This is a genomic window from Pseudomonas sp. AC463 (assembly GCF_979253585.1).
In genome coordinates this window covers 91,788-111,794 of sequence record NZ_CEEDDZ010000020.1, presented here as the reverse complement: position 1 = coordinate 111,794, position 20,007 = coordinate 91,788, and the positions used below count along the sequence as shown (strand labels likewise).

Here is a 20,007-nt window from a genome sequence, read left to right as displayed (position 1 = left end):
GAAATACAAAACGCCCGATGCGGTGCATCGGGCGTTTTGAGACTGAAACAGGTGTAAACCTATTTCAGGACTAGACACTTGGATTTGGTTGGCGCTGAAACAATGTTCCCGAGTCAGCCCCTGTACAACGCGTATTCCTCACCCCTAAGATGAGAAGCATTATCATTAACGCGGATCTCTTATGCACGACCACAGCATCGCATCGCCCGTGGCCAGGTTGTATGCCAATCACCATGGCTGGCTTCGCAACTGGTTGCATCGGCGATTGGGGCACAGTGCCGATGCCGAAGACCTGGCCCATGACACCTTTATCCGCGTGTTGCGCACCAAGGAAAACGTGTGCGAACTGCGCCAGCCCATGGCATTCCTTGCCACTATTGCCAATGGTTTGCTGATCAATCGCTGGCGTCGCCAGGTGATCGAGCGGGCTTATCTGGAGGCGCTGGCGGCGCGGCCGATGGCCGAGGAGCCTTCGCCGGAAGAGCGGTACTTGATGGTCGAGACGCTGTTGCAGCTGGATTTGCTGCTGGTGGGGTTGTCGCCGCGGGTGCGGCAGATTTTCTTTTTATCCCAGCTTGATGGGCTGACCTACCCACAGATCGCCGCACGCTTTAGCCTGACGGTGGCTCAGGTGCAGCGTGCGATGGGCAAGGCGTTCAGTGTCTGCTACGCGAGCCGGTTTGAATGAGTGGCGCCGCTATCGACCCCCAGGTGCGTGACAGTGCTATCGAGTGGCTGGTGCGTTCGCAGTCTGGGCTGATGAACGCGGTGGACCTTGAGGCTTTGGCGCTTTGGCGCCAGGCCAGCGAGGCGCATGAGCACGCGTGGCAGCGTGTCAGCAGCTTGCCGTTGATGCTTCAGCCGGGCGCCAATCTGTTAGCCGATGTTACTGCACGCCGGGCGTTGCAGTCGGCCGGCGTCGACCCGGAGCGTCGTCGACACTTACTCAAGTGCCTGCTTGCGCTGGGGTTGCTGGGCGGTATTGGCTGGCAGGGTGCGGACTCCACGCTGGTACGCTCGGCGTTGGCGAGTTATCGCACCCGCGTCGGCGAGCGACGGCACTGGGGCCTGGCGGACGGTAGTTCGTTGTGGTTGAACACCGCGAGTGCGGTCAATCTCGACATTGATGCAGGGCAACGCAGCCTGCAGTTGGTCGAGGGCGAGCTGGCCCTGGATACCCCGCCTGGTTCCGCAGCGTTGCAACTGCTGACCCCCTACGCAACGCTGTACAGCCAAGGCGCCAACCTGCTGGTGCGCCATGATCGCCACGCCACCCGTGTCACGGTCCTGCGCGGGCTGGTGCAGGTGAGTGCGCGGCGTCAGCCTGCACCGATACCCTTGCAGGCCGGTTGGCAAATGATGATCGGCGCGCGTGGAGCAGAGCGTTCGAGCCCTGTGGATCTTGTGCTGGCCCAGGCCTGGATACGCGGCATCCTGCCCGCAGAGCGCATGCGCCTGGATCAATTGCTGGCTGAACTCTCACGCTATCGCCCGGGCTTTCTGCGCTGCAGTGAAGCGGTGGCGGGCTTGCGGGTGACCGGCAGTTTTCAGCTGGATGACACCAATGCGGCGTTGGCCTTGATCGCCAGGACGCTGCCGGTGCGTATCGAACGCCGGACCCCTTACTGGGTGACGGTGGTGCCCGCGTGAAGTTTTTTTTCACCGACGCGAGAGTTTTTTCGTTCTGGCTTGGCTTTTAGGTATTGCCCGTCTGTACAGGTGGGTTTGATCCCCAGGAGCCTTGCATGATTTACCCCGCTCGTGTCTTGCGTACCCACACCTTCAGTCTGCTGTTCCTCAGTTTCCAGGCGCTTTGGGGCGAGGTGGTTTTTGCCGCCGACGAGCGCCCCTATAGCATCGACGCCGGCCCACTGGATCAAGTGTTATCGCGCTTTGGTGCACAGGCCGGAATCAGCATGGCGGGCAGTTCGCTGCTGACCGCCGGCAAGAGCAGTCAGGGCCTGCAGGGCGATTTTAATACCGAGTCAGGCCTGACCCGGTTGCTCTCGGGAACAGGCCTGGACTATCGGCGCCAGGCAGACGGCGGCTATGTGTTGCACCTGCGTAACGAGGCCGTCCTTTTGCCGACGCAACAGGTGACGGGCGAAGACGTTAATGCGGCACAGGTGTATCGTGCGCCGCGTTCCTCGGTGTATATCTCCGGCGAAGAGATGCAGCGTTTTGGCGTGATCTCGGTGGGCGATGTGCTGAAAGGGCAGCCCGGCGTGCAGGTCGGTGACAGTCGCAATGGCGGCGGCCTGGACGTGAACATCCGCGGCATCCAGGGCCAGAGCCGGGTGGCGGTCACGGTGGACGGCTCGCAGCAGGCACTCGACGTCTATCGCGGTTACGCCGGCACCCAGCAGCGCAGTTATGTCGACCCGGACCTGATCAGCGACATCAGCATCGACAAGGGCCCCAGCCTGACCTCCAGTGCGATCGGCGGTACGGTGAAGATGCGTACCCTTAACGTCGACGACATCCTCAAGGACGGCCAGAACCTGGGGCTACGCCTCAAGGGTGACCTGTGGAACAACGGCGTTGCACCTGCCTCCCGAGACCCTCAGTCCGAAACGCAAAGCCTGTACTCGCAGCCGCACCAGAGCCGAGGCGGATTGTTGGGTTCGCAGGCCGAGTCCGGCAGTGCCGCGTTCGCCTATTCCCATGAATTTTTCGACGTGGTTGCGGCCTATGCCAAGCGCAACCAGGGCAACTATTTCGCCGGCAAAAAGGGCCAGGATCGCTACCGTATCTACGACAGTGAGGGCGATGAGCAGAACAGCGTGGCGACGACCTACAACGCCGGGGAAGAGGTGCTTAATTCCTCGTCCAGGACCGAGTCATTTCTGCTCAAGACCACCCTGCGCCCGGCGGACGGCCATACGTTCGACCTGGGTTATCGCCGCTATGACGGGCATATCGGTGAGGTCATGCCGTCGGATATTTTCCGCACCGGCACTGGCGGGATTTACCAGTACCCCTTGGGCCGCACCACAATCGACACCTATACCGTGCGTTACAACTACCTGCCTGCGGGCAACCCGCTGGTGGACCTGACCGCCGACCTGTGGATGACCGATGCACAAACCAGTCAGATCACCTCGGTCAGAGCGCCGGCGTCCCAGGCGTATCGCTCGGACCGTGCCTGGAGTCGCCAGGCGGACCAACGCATTGGCGGGGGCCTGGCCAACACCTCGCGCTGGCGTACCGGCTACGGCGACTTGAAGCTGGACCTGGGCAGCGCGTTCCAGCTCGAAGAGTTGCGCCCGCAAAAAGGTGTGGTCACCAACCAGCACGATATCAATGCAAACCGTATGTTGCGCGAAGGCTCGCGGCAGGAGTTCAGCTTCAATGGCAAGTTGGAATACATGCCGGTGGAGACCCTCACCTTATGGGGTGGCGGCCGCTACACCTACTATCGCAGCCAGGATCACATCGCCAGGGCGACAGCCCGTTGGGAGGAGCGCGACCTGCGCTACCTGCGGGTCTACAACGCGAATAAATCCGGCAACATGCTGTGGTTCCCGGACCAGAATGGCGAGTACACAAACACCACTGATCCGCGGCTGAACAACGGCATCGTTTTCCAGGACACCAACTATCCCTTTGAGGGCGTCAACTTCAACGACTTCGGCGCGGTGTCTTCAACCGTCTATGCGCCCCAGGTGGGGGAGGTGGTCACCGGTTACGACTATTCCGGCAAACAGAGTGACAGCGGTGGCGCCTTTTCCCCGGCCTTTGGCATCAATATCGAAGTGCTTCCAGACACCTTCGTGTATGCCTCCTATACCCAGGGTGTGCGCATGCCTTCGCTGTTTGAAACCAGCCAGGGGGTATTGCAAACCCGGCCCGGCAAGGGCCTGAAACCCGAACGGTCGAGCAACTGGGAGGTCGGCGCCAGCACGTTGGGCAAGGGGTTGCTGGTGGATAACGACTCGGCGGCGATCAAGCTCGCCTACTTCAACAACACTATCAAGAACTACGTCACCCGCTACTACGACCCGAGCCCGGACCTGATGGGCCTGATGCGCTTCAGCAACACCGACAGCTACAAGACCAGCGGCCTGGAGCTGCAGGCCCACTACGATGCCGGTCGGGTGTTCGCCGACCTGTCGTCCACCTATTACTTGAAAACCGAAACCTGCGATGCGGCATTTGCTGCCAAGCTGCGGGCGGCGAGTAACCCGTACCAGGATCTGAGCGGGACCCCAAACTGCACACCCGGCAGCTTCATGGGTTCCTACACCAATACACAAAACCCGCCACGGTTCGCAGGTAACTTGACCACTGGCCTGCGTTTCTTCGACCAGAGCCTGACACTGGGTACGCGTGTTACCTACACCTCCGGTCCGACTGTCACGATTGACAAGCCCTGGCAGATCGGCGCCACCACACCGCAATTGAATTACCGCGAAGTGGCGCTGGTTGATCTGTTCCTGAACTACAAGTTGCAGGAACACGCCAGCCTCAATGTATCGCTGCAGAACCTGACCGACCGCTATTTCCTGGACCCGCTGGCGCAGAGTTTCATGCCGGCACCCGGGCGCACGCTGCGGGTGGGCATGCAGGCGAAGTTCTAAGCGAGCTTGTTCAGCAAGGGTCCTCGCGCGTGTTGCGCGTGTCGCGCGAGGACCGAAGGCTTACCGCGTTTGTACGATGATCTGGCTTTTCAGGTCGTTCACCATGGCTTCAATCGCCGGCTTCATGGCCTCGAAGTCCTGCGGGCGGCACAGGATGTCTGCTTTGGCAAAACCATAGTGGCGGGTGATCAGCACTGTATTGGCTTTCTTCATATAGGTCGCCCGATAGTCAAAGCCGGCTTCTTTGAGGGTCACGGCCTTGGGCAGCGACAGGATTTTTATCTTCGCGGGGAATTCCACGCGCGCGCTCTCTGAAATCTCACCCGACATGCAGGTAAAGGCTTGAGTGCGTTCCTTTTCGCTCATGAAGGTAAACACGTTCTGCGCGATGCCGCCGGCCAGGCTGGTGAAGGTGGGCATACCAGTGGGGCCGGGCAGGTTTACCAGGTTATCGGTATGGCCTTTGATCGTGGATTTGAAGGTATTGGCGGTGCCTTCCAGTGAATCGGTTTCGAGCGTGCCGCTGCCGGATTGCCCGTACATGCTGAGAATTTTCTCGGTAAGCTGATCACGGTCTGCCGGCTGCATGGCCTTGAACACGAAGCGGTTGAATTCCGCCCCCCAACCTTCCACGGTGGAGTCGTGGGTAAAGTCGGCGCCACCTTTGGCGTTGACCTTGAACAACATTGTGGTGTCGACCTTGCCCTGTTGATGTGCGGGGATATGGCCCAGTTCTCCGGTCTGGGTCAGCACGGTCGGTTTGTTCAGCTCCGGAATCGGCAGGTAGCCCGCAGCGATGGGGGTGGCGGTCGAGTCCAGGTACAGGTTCAGGCTGGGCACGTAGGTGATCGCGTGGTTGAGCACCCCCAATGTCGGTACCTTCGGCAACACGTAGGCGTCACCGAGGTTGATCAGGGCGGGGGAGCTTTCGATGCTCACCGCCTTCAGCAGCGCTTCGAGCAGCGCGACATGGTCCTTGCAGTCGCCATAACGGTTGTCCAGCACTGACTGGGCTGCGTGCGGCACCACGCCGCCCGCGCCGACATACACCGCGACGTAGCGAATGTTCCTGCGCACCCAGTCACTCAGCACCAGGGCTTTGCTGTGCGGGGTATCAAGGTTGGCCGTGAGTTCCTTGGCCAGTTTGGCAATCGCGGGCGTCACTTCAACCTGGGCACGGTTGGCGTAGGCTTTGGCAAATTGCTTGTAGTCGGTGAAGGTCGACACGGCCAGCAATTGCCCGTAATCCGTGTAGGCGACGGAGCCGTTTTCCACGCGGTTTTTCTCCGCTGGCTCCAGGTCCCAACGATAGAGCGTACGCCCGTTGGCGGTGGTGGGGGCAGATGCCTTGAAGCCCCGGAGGTCGGCATTCAGCCGCATGCTGGCGGGCATGTCGTAGGTGAGGCGGACCTGTTCATGCTGGTAGAAATCCGGCGAGAACAGGTCTTCGAACTGCCCGGGAAACAGGGCGGTATTGCGATGGCGCTGTAGTGCAAGACCATGCGGTCGCCTACTTCCAGCTCCGGAAATATCACCACCTTGACCCGCGAGTCCTGGAACATCGGTGCTTCGACGGACGCCATTTCCTGCTGTTCCTTGATCTGGGCCGCAGCTACTGCCACCTTGCGTCCATCGGGTTTCAGGGTGTACGCATCGACGATATCCAGGTTTTCCAGGGTGCGGTTAAAGCTGACTGAGCGCTGGGCATTGGGTTTGATTGCGCGTTCTTCATTGACCCGCAACACCTGTTGGACATCCAGCACGAAGCTGCCGTCGGTATTCACTACGTAGGCCTGGATGTGTTTTTCGTGGGTCAGGGAGAGGTCGGTGTAATCGGCTTTGGCCTGCTCGGTAAACAACCCGCAGAGGATGGCAGCCAGCGCGCCGAACCGGCGTACCAGGGAGGGGGTAAAACCTTGCATAAAGATCCTTATGTGCGAGGGCGCGCGTCGCGAGGGGCTGGGCGCGCTTTCTGGAGAGATCGCTTAATGCGAAGCATTACTATATAGCGCAGCTCGGTGCGCCTGCTGACTTATCCAGTCGACACTATCTGTTGGACGATTCCGTGTTACTCACTGGGCGCCTGGCAGGCGTGTTGGCCTGATCAAATCAAACTATTCAGGATTGAAGGAAAAGACCTACGGAAACATACGACGTTTCGACGTTGGTATTTTTTGAAAAAGACTCGAATATCCTCCCCGCTCTCACTACCCATCAGGGCAAGCCTGAAGAACAAACAACATTGACTGAAACAACGCCGCCCTTAGTTGCGCGAGTTATACACATTCGCCTGCGCCAACAGTAGCGCTGCTTAAACGGTTACCTATAAGCCTGCTTAATTTGACTTACTTAAGGATCATGCGTGTGAACAAGAACGCAATGCTATTCATGTTATTGGCGTGCTCGGCATTTACCGCTGTCAGCCATGCGGCAGATGGGACCATCAATTTTACCGGCACTATTACTGATGTCGCGTGCATCGTTACTCCCGCTACCGCCAACCAGACCGTCACGATGGGCACTGTCAGTGCGTGCGCCCTGGCCAATGTGGGCGATACGGCTGCGCCGAGCAGATTCGATATCGTGCTGACCCATTGCCCGGCGACTGCTACCCGCGCGATGGTGAAGTTCGATGGCCCGGCAGATGCCAATAACAGCAGCTTGCTCGCGCTGACCAATTCTGCCGGCAAAGCGAACGGTGTCGCGGTAGGTATTTATGAGGGAGATGCAAATACGTTGATCGCGGTGGGGTCCCCGTCCGCGAGTAGAACGCTTTCGGCTACCGCAGATACCACGTTCAACTTCTTTGCCAAGTATGTGGCTACTGGCCCGGTGGTCCCCGGCTCGGCCAATGCTGTCAGTGACTTCACCGTTATCTATAACTAACCGCCGAATGGGGGGGCATTGAGAGGCTTCAATGCCCTGCCTGTTTAATGTGGGGGAGAGCAATGGCATGCGTTGGCTGAACTACGTTTTAACCACCAGCCTGCTGGCGGGCTCGGTGCACATGGCGGTGGCGGGCGTGATTGTGGGAGGCACGCGGGTGGTCTATGACGGTTCAAGGAAAGAGGCCGCCATCTCGGTAAAAAATAGCGAGAAGACCAGGCCGTACCTTATTCAGTCCTGGGTGGAGGACGCAGCACAACCGTTGGCCGGCAAAGCCCCGTTCATCATGACGCCACCGTTGTTCCGGTTGGATGCGGAGCAGGAGAATGTGTTGCGCATCATCAGAACCGGCGGTGAGTTTGCACAGGACAGGGAATCGGTGTTCTGGGTGAACATAAAATCGATTCCTGCCTCCGAACAAACCGAAGACAACCAGTTGCTGATTTCCGTGAAAAGCCGAATAAAACTTTTTTATCGGCCTGCCGGTATATCGGGAGACGTCGCCGATGCTTATCGCGCTTTAGTGTTTAAACGTCAGGGTAATCAGTTGCACGTCAACAATCCCACGGCGTATCACATTTCATTCTTTCGCGTGAGTGTTGGAAATAAGGATATTGATGATGCCGGTATGGTCGCACCCAAGAGCAACCTTGCCTGGGCCCTGCCCGAGGGTGCAAATGGGCCGGTCAGTTGGCAGGCCATCAATGACTATGGCGGTATTACTGCCGCTGCCCACGCGGATCTCTGATTAAGGCTGTGCGTCCGCCTTGAATAACACGTGTTGCGTTAGACCTTAGGCCCACTACCGATGCGTTCAGGTGGAGGCGTTGTGTCGCCTGAGTGTCGGGATATTCTTGATGAGCCCTATTAAAAGAACCGCCGTGCGCCTGGGTGTAATGCCTGGGTGTGGTCATATTAAAGTTCTGATGGTCATGATGGGCGTCAGCCTATTGTCGACTAACGCGATGGCGCGGGAGTACTTCAATGCCAACGCGTTGGAAATAAACACTGACGATCAGGCCTTGGTCAATCTTGATGTTTTTTCCAGTTCGGGAGGGCAATTGCCTGGCCGTTATACAGTGGATATCTATTTAAACGACAGTTTGTTTTCCCGCCGCGATATTGATTTTGTAAGGGTGGATAGCCAACTACAGCCCGAACTCGACTTGCCATTGTTGGAGGAAATGGGCGTCAGGCTTGAGGCGTTCCCGGCCTTGCAGCAACTGCCGCAGCCAGCTGCCATCACTGATCTGCAGACCTATATCACGGATGCCGCCAGCCGTTTCCATTTTAACCGGCGACGCCTGGATATCAGCATTCCCCAAGCGGCACTTACCCAGGAAGCCCGTGGGAATATCGACCCGGGCTTGTGGGACCAAGGCCTTCCCGCCGCCTTGCTCGACTACAGTTTCAGCGGCGCGAACACCGCTCGGGATGACCGCTCGGGTAGCGCTGACAACTACTACCTGAACCTGCGCAGCGGGTTGAATCTGGGGGCATGGCGCCTGCGTAACTACTCGACCTATACCCAGGGCGATGGCAACCCGAAATGGGCCAGCATCAACACCTACCTCCAGCGCGATGTGCAGGCGTTGAAGAGCCAGTTGGTCGTGGGAGATAGCTTCACGCCAGGCGATGTCTTCGCCAGCGTGCCGTTCAAAGGTGTGCAACTGGCCTCTGATGACACTATGTACCCTGACAGCCTGCGCGGGTTTGCGCCTGTGGTGAGAGGCATCGCCCGCAGCAGTGCGCAGGTGACGGTGCGACAGAACGGTTACATCATCTATCAGACGTATGTGCCGGCGGGTGCATTCGAGATTACCGACCTGTACCCCACCTCATCCAGCGGGGATATGGACGTCACCATCACCGAGGCGGATGGCAGCGAGCGCCGTTTCATCCAGCCGTTCTCTGCAGTGCCGGTAATGGTGCGAGAAGGGCGGGTGAAATACGCCCTTGTGGCGGGGCAATACCGTTCAACGGCCAGCCATAGCAATACCCCGGCGTTTACCCAGGGCACGCTGATCTATGGTTTGCCCCGGGACACCACACTGTATGGCGGTGTGCTGGCCTCTGCGGATTACTCGGCAGCGTCCCTGGGGCTTGGCCATGGGTTTGGCGAATGGGGCTCGCTGTCCATGGACGTCAGCCAGGCGCGTACCGAGTTGCGCGATGGGGCGCGGTACAGCGGCCAGTCGGTGCGGATCCAGTACGCCAAGGACATCGCCGCCACCCAAACCACCTTTACGTTGGCGGGCTACCGTTATTCGACCCAGGGCTATTACGATTTTCAGGAGGCCAACGAAATCGCCCCAGGCAACTTCAATGACTGGCGGCGCCTGTACAACCGACGCAGTCGGGCACAGCTCAATATCAATCAGGCATTGGGCGGGTACGGCAACTTCTATATCAATGGCTATCAGCAGGATTACTGGCAGCAAGCGGGTTATGAGCGCAGTTTGGCGACGGGTTATAACCTGAGCCATAACGGCGTTACTTATGGCCTGAGTTACGTCTACACGCAGACGCCTGCCGATAACGCGCGTCATCGCACTGACCAGCAACTGGCCGTCACTGTTCAAATCGCCTTGGGCGGTTCGATGCGCAATAGCTGGGCCCACTACAACGTGACGGCTGACGCACAGGGCAAGGCTTCGCAGGATGTGGGGTTCAGTGGTACGGCACTGGCCGACGATAACCTGGTCTACAGCGTCAGCCAGGGATACGCCAACCTAGGGCGCGGCCACAGCGGTAATGCACAGGCCACCTATAAGGGCACCTACGGGGAAACGTCGCTGGGCTACAACTATGGCGAGAAATCCCGGCAACTGAACTATGGCGCGCAGGGCGGGATTGTCGCGCACCCCTTTGGCGTCACGTTTTCCCAGACTCAGGGTGAAACCATGGCGTTGGTGCGGGCCCCTGGCGCCGAGGGGGTGAAGGTGCGCAACCACAGTGGGGTCAATACCGACTGGCGCGGTTATGCGGTGGTGCCGTTTATCAGTACCTATCGACGAAACAGCGTCGCGCTGGAGAGCGAAACCCTGGCCGATGACATCGACATTGAAACCAATACCAAAACCGTCATTCCGACACGGGGCGCCCTGGTGCTGGCTGACTTCCAGACGCGATTCGGCAGCCGGGTGTTGATGACACTTGAGTACCAGGGCCGGCCCGTAGCCTTTGGCGCAACCGCGACGCTGATGCAGGACGCGAGCACGTTTACCAGCAGCGGCCTGGTCGGGCTGGAAGGCGAGGTCTACCTGAGTGGGATGCCCGAGCAGGGCGACGTAAAGGTTCAGTGGGGTGAGCGGGCTGATCAGCAGTGCATGGCCCGCTTCATCGTGCCTGCCGCGATTGAGGCGACGGATGCTTTTTCAACGATTCGTACGTTATCGGCTACGTGCCGATAAGGAGTGTTTATGGAATGCATCGCTACGAGGGTGAGGCTGTTCAGCTTTTCCTGTGCGGTAGGGGTTCTGGCGGTGCTGTCGGACAATGCCCTGGCCAATTGTTATTTCACCAATGGCCCGACGTCGGCGCTGACGCGTACGGTGAGTTTCGGAACGGTGAGTGTTCAACGAGACGCCCCGGTCGGGACGGTACTGGCATCGGCCAACACCGGCGCCTATAACGGCGGGGTTGCTCATTATGGCTGCAGTGTCCCCTTCACCCATCGTTATCACATGGAGATGTTCAGCACGGTCAGCAGTTATGGCAATGGCGTGTATAACACCAACATAGCCGGGGTCGGCGTACGGGTGCGTAACTACGCGAACAGGAACTTGCCGTTTGATACCCCGTATGGAGGAAATATCATTGTCTTGATCCCCGATATTCGCGTGCAGCTGATAAAAACCAGGCCCGGTGCGGTCGGGGCCGGTGTTCTGACCAACGGGCGCTTGATCTCTGGCAGCATCGTTAATCAGTTTTACGGTGCCTACGCCAGCCTGGCTGGTGTCAACACCATCGTCCCCGTGGCGTGCTCCGTCACCAATGCCGCTATCCCCGTGTCCATGGGCAATGTGCCGCGCAGCCTGTTCAACGGCCCCGGCAGCATGGGGGCCGCGGTCAACTTTTCCATCCCGCTCAACTGCGATGCCAACACCCGGGTCGGCCTCACCCTGGAGGGTACGGCGCACCGTTCTGGCATCGGCGGAGTGCTGGCACTGAATACCTCTTCCTCCGCAGTTGCCACCGGCCTGGGTGTACGGCTTTTTTACAACAATGCGCCGGTCGCTCTCAGAACACGCATCAACGTGGGCACCGTGGCCAGTAACGGCCCGTACGCTATCCCGTTGATGGCGCGTTACTACCAGACCGATTCTGCGGTCACTGCGGGTGAGGCCAACAGCACCGCGACGTTTACCCTGACCTACAACTGACGCAGGCCCATGCAGCCGCTACCGGGGTGGCTTCAACGCATCCCGAACTTCTCCAGCGTCGGCGCCAACCCCAGCAAATCAACCGTACTTTTACCCGCCTCGAGCCCCGCACGAATCCCGTCTTCCTTATCCTCGCGGCTGCGACTCAGGCGAATCACTTCCTCGACGCGCGCCTGCTCCACCACCACCAGGCCGTCGCGGTCGCCGACGATGATATCGCCCGGGTTGATGTGCACGCCGCCAATCACGATGGGCACGTTAACCTTGCCCGGCTGGCACTTGTTGGTGCCCTTGATGCTCAGGCCGCGAGAGAAGGTCGGGAAGCCCATGTCGATGATCGCATTGGCGTCGCGCACGGCACCGTTCATCACCAGGCCGACGATCCCGAGTTTCTGCGAAGCCAGGGTCAGCAGGTCGCCCCACGGGCCGGCTTCCATAAAGCCCTTGGCGTCGACTACCAGCACATCACCAGGCTTGGCTTTGGTCAAGGCGTAGTGGATGGCAAGGTTGTCGTCGGGGCGGCAGTCCACGGTCAGGGCCGGGCCGGCCAGGCGCAGGCTCGGGTCGACCGGGCGCAGGCCGCTGTCCAGTGCGCCGGTCTGGCCCTGGGCTTCGTGGATGGTGGCGGTGCCCAGTTGTTTGAGGGTGTCGAGTTGGTCTTGGGTGATAGGCATGGTCGTGTCCGTTTTTATTGGCGTGGGGTTCAAGCGCTGGGGGTGTGGCGGCCAAGCCAGTCCAGTGCCTGGGCGAGGCTTGGTTTTTCTTCGGTGATCGGTTCCAGGGCGAGGCCTGCGCTGCTGTGGCTGAAGCGCTGGCGCACGCCGCCGAGCACACTGCTGGCAATGCCCAGCGAGGCCAGCTGGCGCTCGGCTTCTTCGACTTCATGCAAGCGCCGCGTGGCATGCACCACGTGGGTCGATACGAGCATTTCGAGGAAGGCGGGCAGGGGCGCCTCGTCGATATCCGCGAGCACTTCATAGAGCGCCGGGCGCAGTTGCTGGCGCTCGGCACCCAGCAGTACTTCCACGGCCAGCGCTTCCACGCCTTTGGTGAATACGCTGCGCAGGATTTTCAGCGTGATGGCATCGCCGGGTTGGCTGTCGGGCAGGGCGCGTGCACGGGCGCCGGCGGTGTTCAGCAATGCCACCAAGGCACTCGCCTTGGCGCCGGCGCACAGCAGCGGGGTAAGTTCGCGCAGGTAGGCAATGGCGCCCATGATTGCGACGTCCACGTAATCCACCTGTTGCTGCGCGGCCTCGCTTCCGGCGATACGTTTGCGCTCGGGCGCAGCAGTGGTGAGGTCGGCGAATAGCACGCCGGGCCTGAGGTGCGCCAGGCATTCGCGGGTCACGTCCAGGGACTGGGTGCCCACCACGCAACTCAGCACACAATCCGACTCGGCCAGCCACGGGCCAATGGAGGTGTGAATCTGCACGCCCAGCTCGTCCGCCAGGCGTTGCGCCGCCGGGGCAATGCGCTGCTCGCAGAACAGCAGTTGCACCGTGGTGGTGTTGGCCAGGGTCTGGGCATAGCAACGGCCCACTTCGCCGAGCCCTACGATTGTTATTTTCATGTCGCCTCCGGTTTCAGGTGGCAATACAATTAAAATACAATTTGAGTGATTGCAAACGATTTCTGTACAAAGTGCCTGAGTGGCACGCTGTCATTGGCGCGTCGCAGGCCTCAGAATCCAGCGCGAGTACCCCGGGGCAGCGTCCTGACAACCATCGACACAGAAGGCAAGCATGGCCAACGATCTCATCTACGAAACCTTGCGCAACCGCATCATCGCCGGCCAGTACGAGCCCGGCACACAGCTCAAGGAAGAACCGCTGGGCAAGGAGTTCGGCCTGAGCCGCACGCCGGTCAGGGCGTCGCTGAAGAAGCTGGTGGATGACGGGCTGGCGGTGATCGAGGCGAACCGTGGGGTGTTCGTGGCCGGCTGGACCCAATGGGACCTGGAAGAAATGTTCAGCTTTCGCGAGCTGCTCGAACCGCATGCCGCCATGCTCGCGGCCCAGCGCGCGACCCCGCAGGACGTGGTCGAGCTGCACAGCATCAACGCGCAGATGGCCGCCGCCATTGCCGGCAAAGGCCCCGACGTGACCCTGCGCGTGCAAGAGGCCAACCGTGCGTTCCATGCCCAGGTGCTGGAGACCGCCCGCTCGCAGCGGCTCAAGTCGATGCTCGCCACCTTGATCGACATGCCGGTGATCACCCGTTCGTTTTTCCTCTACCGCCCGGCCGACCTCGAACGCAGCCTGCAGCAGCACCTGGACATCACCTACGCCATCGAGCAGAACGACGGCGAGTTGGCCCGCCACGCCATGCAAACCCATATCCGCATGGCCTACCTGCGCTTTATGGCGCGGCGCAGTGAATCGCCCGTCCGTCGATAAAAAAATACAAAACTAAAACAATATGCGTTAGAGTCGGCGCCACGATACCGGGCAATGACTCCTGCCTGACCTTCGCAAGGACCCGTCGCAACACCTGACGTGAGGCTTTCACAAAAGCCTCAGCGGGAGCCTGCCCCCCGGATTCGGCACACACGGCACATTCCAATAATAAAATCAGGTATCCCGTATGAGTACTCAGGGCTCCACCACTGAAAAACCGTCGCGTTTTCGCTGGGTCGTCGCAGGGTTGTTCTTCCTTGTGTACACCGTGGCGTCGGCCGACCGCGCCAACCTGGGCGTGGCCTTGCCGTTTATCCGCGAGGAATACCCGATGACCAACGCCGAAGCTGGCGCGTTATTGAGCGTGTTCCTGCTGGCCTACGCCTTGGCGCAGATTCCCTCGGGCTTTGCCTCCAGCCGTTTCGGGGTGCGCAAGATTTTCTCGTTTTCGATGATTGCCACCTCGGTGTTCACCGCGCTGATGGGCACCGTCAATTCGGTGCTGGCCTTGAAGATCTATCGTTTTGCCCTCGGTGTTGCCGAAGGCCCGTTGCCGATTGGCATCGCCTCGACGATCAACCAATGGTTCCCGGCGAAAGAGAAGGGCACCGCCACCGGGATTTTCCTGGCAGCGGTCAAGTTCGGCCCGGTGATCGTGCCGCCGCTGTGTGTGGCGATTGTGGCGATGTGGGGCTGGCGCGAAATTTTCTACATCTTCGCCGTGCCAGGGATTCTGCTGTCCATCGCCTGGTACTTCCTGGTGGCCAACCAGCCGGCGCAAAGCCGCTTTGTAAACGCGGGTGAGCTGGCGCATATCACCGATGAAACCAACAACGTCATCACTCAGAAAACCGAAGGCGCCCAACGCCACTTCAAGCGCCTGGACCGCTTTATCCGCGTGCGGCAGGTAGCGCCCATCGCCACCAGCCGTGGCCTGTTCAAGTCCTGGAACGTGGTGGGTTGCGCCCTAAGCTACAGCTTCCAGGTGGGCATCACCATGGTGCTGTTGTCGTGGATCCCCACCTACCTGATGACGGTCAAGCAGTTCTCGATCATGAACATGGGCTTTGTCTCCGCGGCGCCCTGGGTGGGCGCGATCTGCGGCAACCTGCTTGGCGGGATCCTGTCCGACCGCGTGCTGGGCAAGCGCCGCAAGCCGGGGATGATGCTCTCGGCGCTGGCCACGGTGGGCACCATGTACGCGCTGATCAACTCGCCGAATGACCCGACCCTGTATGCCGCGTTGTTGTTTCTGACCGGCACGCTGATCAGCATCGGTTACTCGTCCTACATGGTTTACCCGATGGGCCTGGCCACCAAGAAGACCTTTCCGATTGCCAGTTCCATCGTCAACATGGGCGGGCAGTTGGGCGGCGCGGCGGCGCCGTTCCTGGTGGGTTTGCTGCTCGACAGTTACGGTTGGTCCCAAGTGTTCCTGTTTATGGCCATTGGTTCGTTCGCCAGTTTCCTGGTGTTGCTGACCATTGCCGAGCCGGTGCCGGTCAGCCAATGACCTGCATATTTTTAAAGTATCCAAACCCCGTTATTTAGATATTTTTCATAGGTGGACAGCACTGGTAGGCTCGTAAAAAAACAAGAGAAGTGCCCGGTCATGTTCATAAGCCTGTCCACCAAACCCTTCACCACACTCCTGGCCACGTTGGCGCTGATGGGCACCATGACCAGTTGCGCCAAGGTCGACGTACACAGCGAAGGCGTGGGCAAGCCCGACGTCGACGCACGCCAGGTGCTGCGCCTGGGCCACGACGGGAATGCCTACCCGTTCCTGGTCTACGCCAACGCCGATCTGTACAACCCGCCCAGTTCCATCGAACGCGCCGTGGTGATCCTGCATGGCGTGCAGCGTGACGGCGACCAGTACTTCAACACCGGCCGCACGTTGCTCGGCAATGCGCAGCTGCAAAATACCCTGTTGCTGGCGCCGAACTTCCTCACCCCCACCGACTCGGGCATCAGCGACGACATGCCGCTATGGCCGCGTGACAAATGGATGCACGGCATCGAATCGCAATACGGCCACAAGGGCATCCCGGCCTTCCAGGTGCTGGATGACCTGGTTGCCTACCTGTCCGACCGCCAGCGCTACCCGGCGCTCAAGGAGATCGTGATGGTCAGCCACTCGGCCGGCGCGCAATTGATGCAGCGCTACGCCGTGGTGAATGACCTCGACGGCGGCCTCAAGGCCCACGGCCTGAGCATTCGTTATGTGGTCGCGAGCCCGTCCAGCTATGTGTACTTCGAGGAAAGCCGCTTGCAAGACGGCGTGTTCAAGCCGGTGGTGACCGTCATGTGCCCCAGCTACAGCCGCTACCGCTACGGCCTCGACGGCGCCCCCGCGTACCTGTTGAAGCAGCACCTCACCAGCCGCCAGGTGTTTGCCCGCTATGCCGCGCGGGATATCACCTACCTGGTCGGCGCCCAGGACAACAACCCCACCAGTCGCGTGCTCGACAGCTCCTGCGGCGCCGGTTACCAGGGCGCCACGCGGCTCGAACGCCAGTTGAACTACGTGAGCTACGAGCAGTTCCTGTCCGGCCAATGGCAGATTCCGCTGCGTCACCCCCAGCACACCATCCCGGGGATCGGCCACAACGCCGCGCGCCTGCTGGGTGATAAAGCGGTGGCGCGCATGCTCTTTCCCTAAGCCAACACCCTGCGCTGCGTCTCGATAAAAACAATAAGAGAACTGTATGAGCCCAAACCTCCCCACCACCCGGGCGCCCCGCGCCTGGGGGCCTGGCGCGTTGTCGCTGCTGGCCGTTGCCTTGCTTGCTGCCCACGCCCAGGCCCAGGCCGACACGCTGCCGTCGTCCGGCACGCTGTTCGACAACAGCCGCTCGGTGCTGCGCCCCACGGATAACGTGCAACCGGCAGCGCCCGGCAGTGTGCGTATCGAAAGCCAGAGCGACGAGCCCGCGCGCCAGGCCAGCACCTCGACCCTGCAATTGCAGGTGAAGCGTTTTGTGCTCACGGGCAACCGCAAACTCACCGACGCCCAGCTGCAAGCTGTGCTGCAACCCTATGTGGGCAAGACCCTCGGCCTCGACGGCCTGCGCGATGCGGCGGCGCAGGTCACGGCGTTGTACCGGGCGCGCGGTTACCTGGTGGCGCGTGCGTACCTGCCGGCCCAGGACATCCAGAACGGCCAGGTCAGCGTGGGCATTTCCGAAGGCATCATCGGCCAGGTCAGCACCTTGCCGGACGCCAATGTGCGCCTGCGCCCCGGCGTGCAGCAGCAGTTCGTCAACGCGCTGGCGGCGGGCACCATCATTCGCGAGCAAGACCTGGAGCGCGTGCTGCTGCGCCTGTCTGACATCACCGGGGTGTCTGTGCACGCCATCCTGCGCCCGTCGCAGCAACCCGGCGCCGCCGACATTGTGCTCAAGCTCAGCGAAATGACCGCCTGGACCGCCCGCGCCGCCATCGACAACTACGGCAACTACTACACTGGCGCCAACCGCCTCACCTCCAGCGTCAGCCTCAACGATGCATTGGGCCTTGGCGACAGCTTTACCGTCACCTCGCAGAACACCTTCGAAGGCCTGGACATCAAGGGTGTCGGCTATCAGCAGCCGTTGGGCGCCAGCGGTATTTCGGTGGGCGCCAACTACGCCGAGCTGGAATACAGCATCGGCAAGAACCTCAAGGGCCTGAATGCCGGCGGCACCGCCGAGGTCTCCTCGGTTTTTATCAACAGCGCCTTGCTGCGTTCGCGTGACAGCAATATCAGCTTCAACCTGGCCGAAGACCACCGGCGTTTCGAGGATTCGGCGGGCGGTTTTACCGTGAACAAATCCGCGGTGTTGCGCAGCGCCACGCTGTACGGCAACTGGCGCGATGACTGGCAGGGCAACAACGCCTGGAGCCTGGCGTACGGCATCGGCGACCTGGACAAAAACACCCCCGCCGATGCCGCGCTGGATGCACTCACCGCCAATGCCGCCGGGCGCTACAAAAAGGCCAATGTGAATTTCAGCCGCTTGCAGTACCTGGGCAACGGCTATTCATTGTTCGGTTCTTTGACCGGCCAGTGGGCCGACAAGAACCTCGACGCCTCAGAAAAACTCAGCCTCGGCGGCCCCAATGGCGTGCGCGCCTACCCGGTCGGAGAAGTGGCCGGCGACGAAGGCCTGCTGGGCCGTCTGGAGCTGCGCAAATACCTGGGCCGCGTCCACGGCGCGATTGCCGAGGGTACGCTGTTTGCCGATGCGGGCAAGGTCAAGGTCAACAAGCAGCCGTGGGACGCCAGTGAAAACACCCTCACGCGCTACGGCTACGGCGTGGGCCTGAATCTCTATCACCGCGACCTGGTGATGAACACCAGCCTGGCCTTTTCGCCGGGCGCCGACCCCACCAGCGACGACCGCGCGGCCAAGCGCCTGTGGTTCTCGATCTCCGGTTCGCCCCAGGCGTTTGCCGGGCTGGCCAGCGATATCGGCTCCAAGGGCGAAGACTTCGAAGTGGCCGAAACCGATACGGTGTTCTACGGCAATATCGGCATCGTCCCCGAATACGTCGACCGGCGCGGCGCCACGCCCAACGGGCCCAACGACCAGAGCCGCCTGGGCAACCCCAACGGGCGCAACATGGCGAGCTTCTGGCGCGCCCGCGACAACGTCTCGGCCATCGGCGTGCACGGCGGCTACGGCCTGACCGAGGACTGGAAACTGCTGTGGCAACTCGAATACGGCATCTCGATGAACTACACCGAGAGCAGCGATGAGTCGGTGGTCAAATCCGCCTCCCCGAGCACCAAGTTGCGCAACACCGGCGCGGCGTTCAACAACACCGATTACGGCACGCTGCTGTATGGCGTGTGGGACATGCCGATGAAAGAGGCGACCACCAGCCTCGACCCGTTCAATGGCAAGACCAGCGCTGCGTACTTCAACATCATCGGCTCGCCGGGCTTCAGCGCCGGCTTATCGACCAACGTCAACGGCCCGCAAAGCTACAACGACACGTCGGTGAATGGCGATGCCGCCTTCAACCGCCGCCAGGCCGGGGTGGTGCAGTACTGGACGCCGGAATGGAACGGCCTGCAACTCAAACTGGCCTATTCGAACAACGGCCTGAGCGCCGCCAGCGATGTGGACAAGGGCTACATCTACGGCAGTAGCCTGGTCTGGAACTACCGCGGCTTCACCGCCGTGGTGGCCGCCGAGCGGCATATCAACTACTTCGGCATCACCAACCTGAGCCGCAACGCACGGGGGGTGGGCAGTACCACCCATGTCACCGATGGCACCACGTCGGATGATTTCAGCTTCCGTTATGGCCTGGCCTACACCTTCGGCAACACCACGCTGTCGGCGATTGCCGATGACCTGTCGTACTCCGAAGACGGCGTGATCAATAACAGCACCACCTCCAGTGACCTCTCCGAATACCGCCGCCGCGCCTACCTGCTCGGCGTATCCCACAAGATCGGCGCGTGGCGCTTGAAGGCCAGCTACGGCAAGGCCCTCAAGGGCTCGTGCGAGATGATCCGCGCCACCCCGATCGACTGCGACACCCACGGCATGGGCGCGACGCAATACGCCATCGGCGCCAACTACAAGCTGACCAAGAACATCGACGTGTTCAGCCAGTACGTACTGCTGAAAAACAATTCCCTGGCCAACTACAACTTCGCCCTCACCGGCGTGTATGCGGCCACGGGCTACTCGCCGGGCGTGGGCACCACCATCAGCGCCATCGGCACTGGCATCAACTATTCATTCTGAGGAGCAGGCC

At 60.7% G+C, this 20,007-nt stretch carries 13 protein-coding genes and 1 pseudogene; 11 read left to right on the top strand and 3 right to left on the bottom strand.

The window, feature by feature from the left end:
- Positions 1 to 181: 181 nt before the first annotated feature.
- The 3 genes from AC0IYH_RS23260 (at position 182) to AC0IYH_RS23250 (ending at position 4,580) form a co-directional block, all read left to right on the top strand.
- Positions 182 to 688, top strand: coding sequence for a sigma-70 family RNA polymerase sigma factor (locus AC0IYH_RS23260; protein WP_471836430.1), 507 nt, complete (start codon positions 182 to 184; stop codon positions 686 to 688).
- Positions 685 to 1,650 carry a FecR domain-containing protein gene (locus AC0IYH_RS23255; RefSeq protein ID WP_471836428.1) on the top strand — a complete coding sequence of 322 codons (966 nt, stop codon included), beginning with the start codon at positions 685 to 687 and terminating at the stop codon, positions 1,648 to 1,650. The genes AC0IYH_RS23260 and AC0IYH_RS23255 overlap by 4 nt, the downstream gene beginning before the upstream one ends.
- Positions 1,651 to 1,745: 95 nt before the next feature.
- Positions 1,746 to 4,580 carry a TonB-dependent receptor gene (locus AC0IYH_RS23250; RefSeq protein WP_471836426.1) on the top strand — a complete coding sequence of 945 codons (2,835 nt, stop codon included), beginning with the start codon at positions 1,746 to 1,748 and terminating at the stop codon, positions 4,578 to 4,580.
- A gap of 60 nt (positions 4,581 to 4,640) precedes the next feature.
- Here AC0IYH_RS23250 and AC0IYH_RS23245 read toward each other — a convergent pair.
- Positions 4,641 to 6,502: pseudogene (locus tag AC0IYH_RS23245) on the bottom strand (DUF3857 domain-containing transglutaminase family protein).
- Between the two features lie 442 nt (positions 6,503 to 6,944).
- Between AC0IYH_RS23245 and AC0IYH_RS23240 the strand changes: the two are divergent.
- From AC0IYH_RS23240 to AC0IYH_RS23225, 4 genes are all read left to right on the top strand, one after another.
- Positions 6,945 to 7,466 carry a fimbrial protein gene (locus AC0IYH_RS23240; protein ID WP_471836425.1) on the top strand — a complete coding sequence of 174 codons (522 nt, stop codon included), beginning with the start codon at positions 6,945 to 6,947 and terminating at the stop codon, positions 7,464 to 7,466.
- 67 nt (positions 7,467 to 7,533) lie between these two features.
- Positions 7,534 to 8,214, top strand: coding sequence for a fimbrial biogenesis chaperone (locus tag AC0IYH_RS23235; RefSeq protein ID WP_471836423.1), 681 nt, complete (start codon positions 7,534 to 7,536; stop codon positions 8,212 to 8,214).
- A gap of 109 nt (positions 8,215 to 8,323) precedes the next feature.
- Positions 8,324 to 10,879, top strand: a complete 2,556-nt coding sequence (locus AC0IYH_RS23230) for a fimbria/pilus outer membrane usher protein (RefSeq protein ID WP_471836421.1) — start codon at positions 8,324 to 8,326, stop codon at positions 10,877 to 10,879.
- Positions 10,880 to 10,888: 9 nt separating this feature from the next.
- Positions 10,889 to 11,851: a fimbrial protein gene (locus tag AC0IYH_RS23225; RefSeq protein ID WP_471836419.1), complete on the top strand. Its 963-nt coding sequence runs from the start codon at positions 10,889 to 10,891 to the stop codon at positions 11,849 to 11,851.
- Between the two features lie 32 nt (positions 11,852 to 11,883).
- Here the strand turns inward: AC0IYH_RS23225 and AC0IYH_RS23220 are convergent, their stop codons facing one another.
- Both AC0IYH_RS23220 and AC0IYH_RS23215 read right to left on the bottom strand, forming a co-directional pair.
- On the bottom strand, positions 11,884 to 12,525 hold the full coding sequence (locus AC0IYH_RS23220) for a 4-carboxy-4-hydroxy-2-oxoadipate aldolase/oxaloacetate decarboxylase (protein ID WP_116626317.1): 642 nt from the start codon (positions 12,523 to 12,525) through the stop codon (positions 11,884 to 11,886).
- A gap of 29 nt (positions 12,526 to 12,554) precedes the next feature.
- Positions 12,555 to 13,424, bottom strand: coding sequence for an NAD(P)-dependent oxidoreductase (locus AC0IYH_RS23215; RefSeq protein WP_471836417.1), 870 nt, complete (start codon positions 13,422 to 13,424; stop codon positions 12,555 to 12,557).
- 172 nt (positions 13,425 to 13,596) lie between these two features.
- Here AC0IYH_RS23215 and AC0IYH_RS23210 point away from each other — a divergent pair, with 172 nt between their 5' ends.
- From AC0IYH_RS23210 to AC0IYH_RS23195, 4 genes are all read left to right on the top strand, one after another.
- Complete coding sequence (locus tag AC0IYH_RS23210) at positions 13,597 to 14,250, top strand: GntR family transcriptional regulator (protein ID WP_116626319.1); 654 nt, start codon at positions 13,597 to 13,599, stop codon at positions 14,248 to 14,250.
- Between the two features lie 187 nt (positions 14,251 to 14,437).
- Positions 14,438 to 15,763, top strand: a complete 1,326-nt coding sequence (locus tag AC0IYH_RS23205; protein ID WP_116626320.1) for an MFS transporter — start codon at positions 14,438 to 14,440, stop codon at positions 15,761 to 15,763.
- A 99-nt stretch (positions 15,764 to 15,862) separates the two neighbouring features.
- The gene (locus tag AC0IYH_RS23200; RefSeq protein ID WP_471836415.1) at positions 15,863 to 16,915 is read left to right on the top strand and encodes a hypothetical protein; all 1,053 of its coding nucleotides are present in this window, start codon (positions 15,863 to 15,865) and stop codon (positions 16,913 to 16,915) included.
- 46 nt (positions 16,916 to 16,961) lie between these two features.
- On the top strand, positions 16,962 to 19,997 hold the full coding sequence (locus tag AC0IYH_RS23195) for a porin (protein WP_471836413.1): 3,036 nt from the start codon (positions 16,962 to 16,964) through the stop codon (positions 19,995 to 19,997).
- Positions 19,998 to 20,007: the final 10 nt, after the last annotated feature.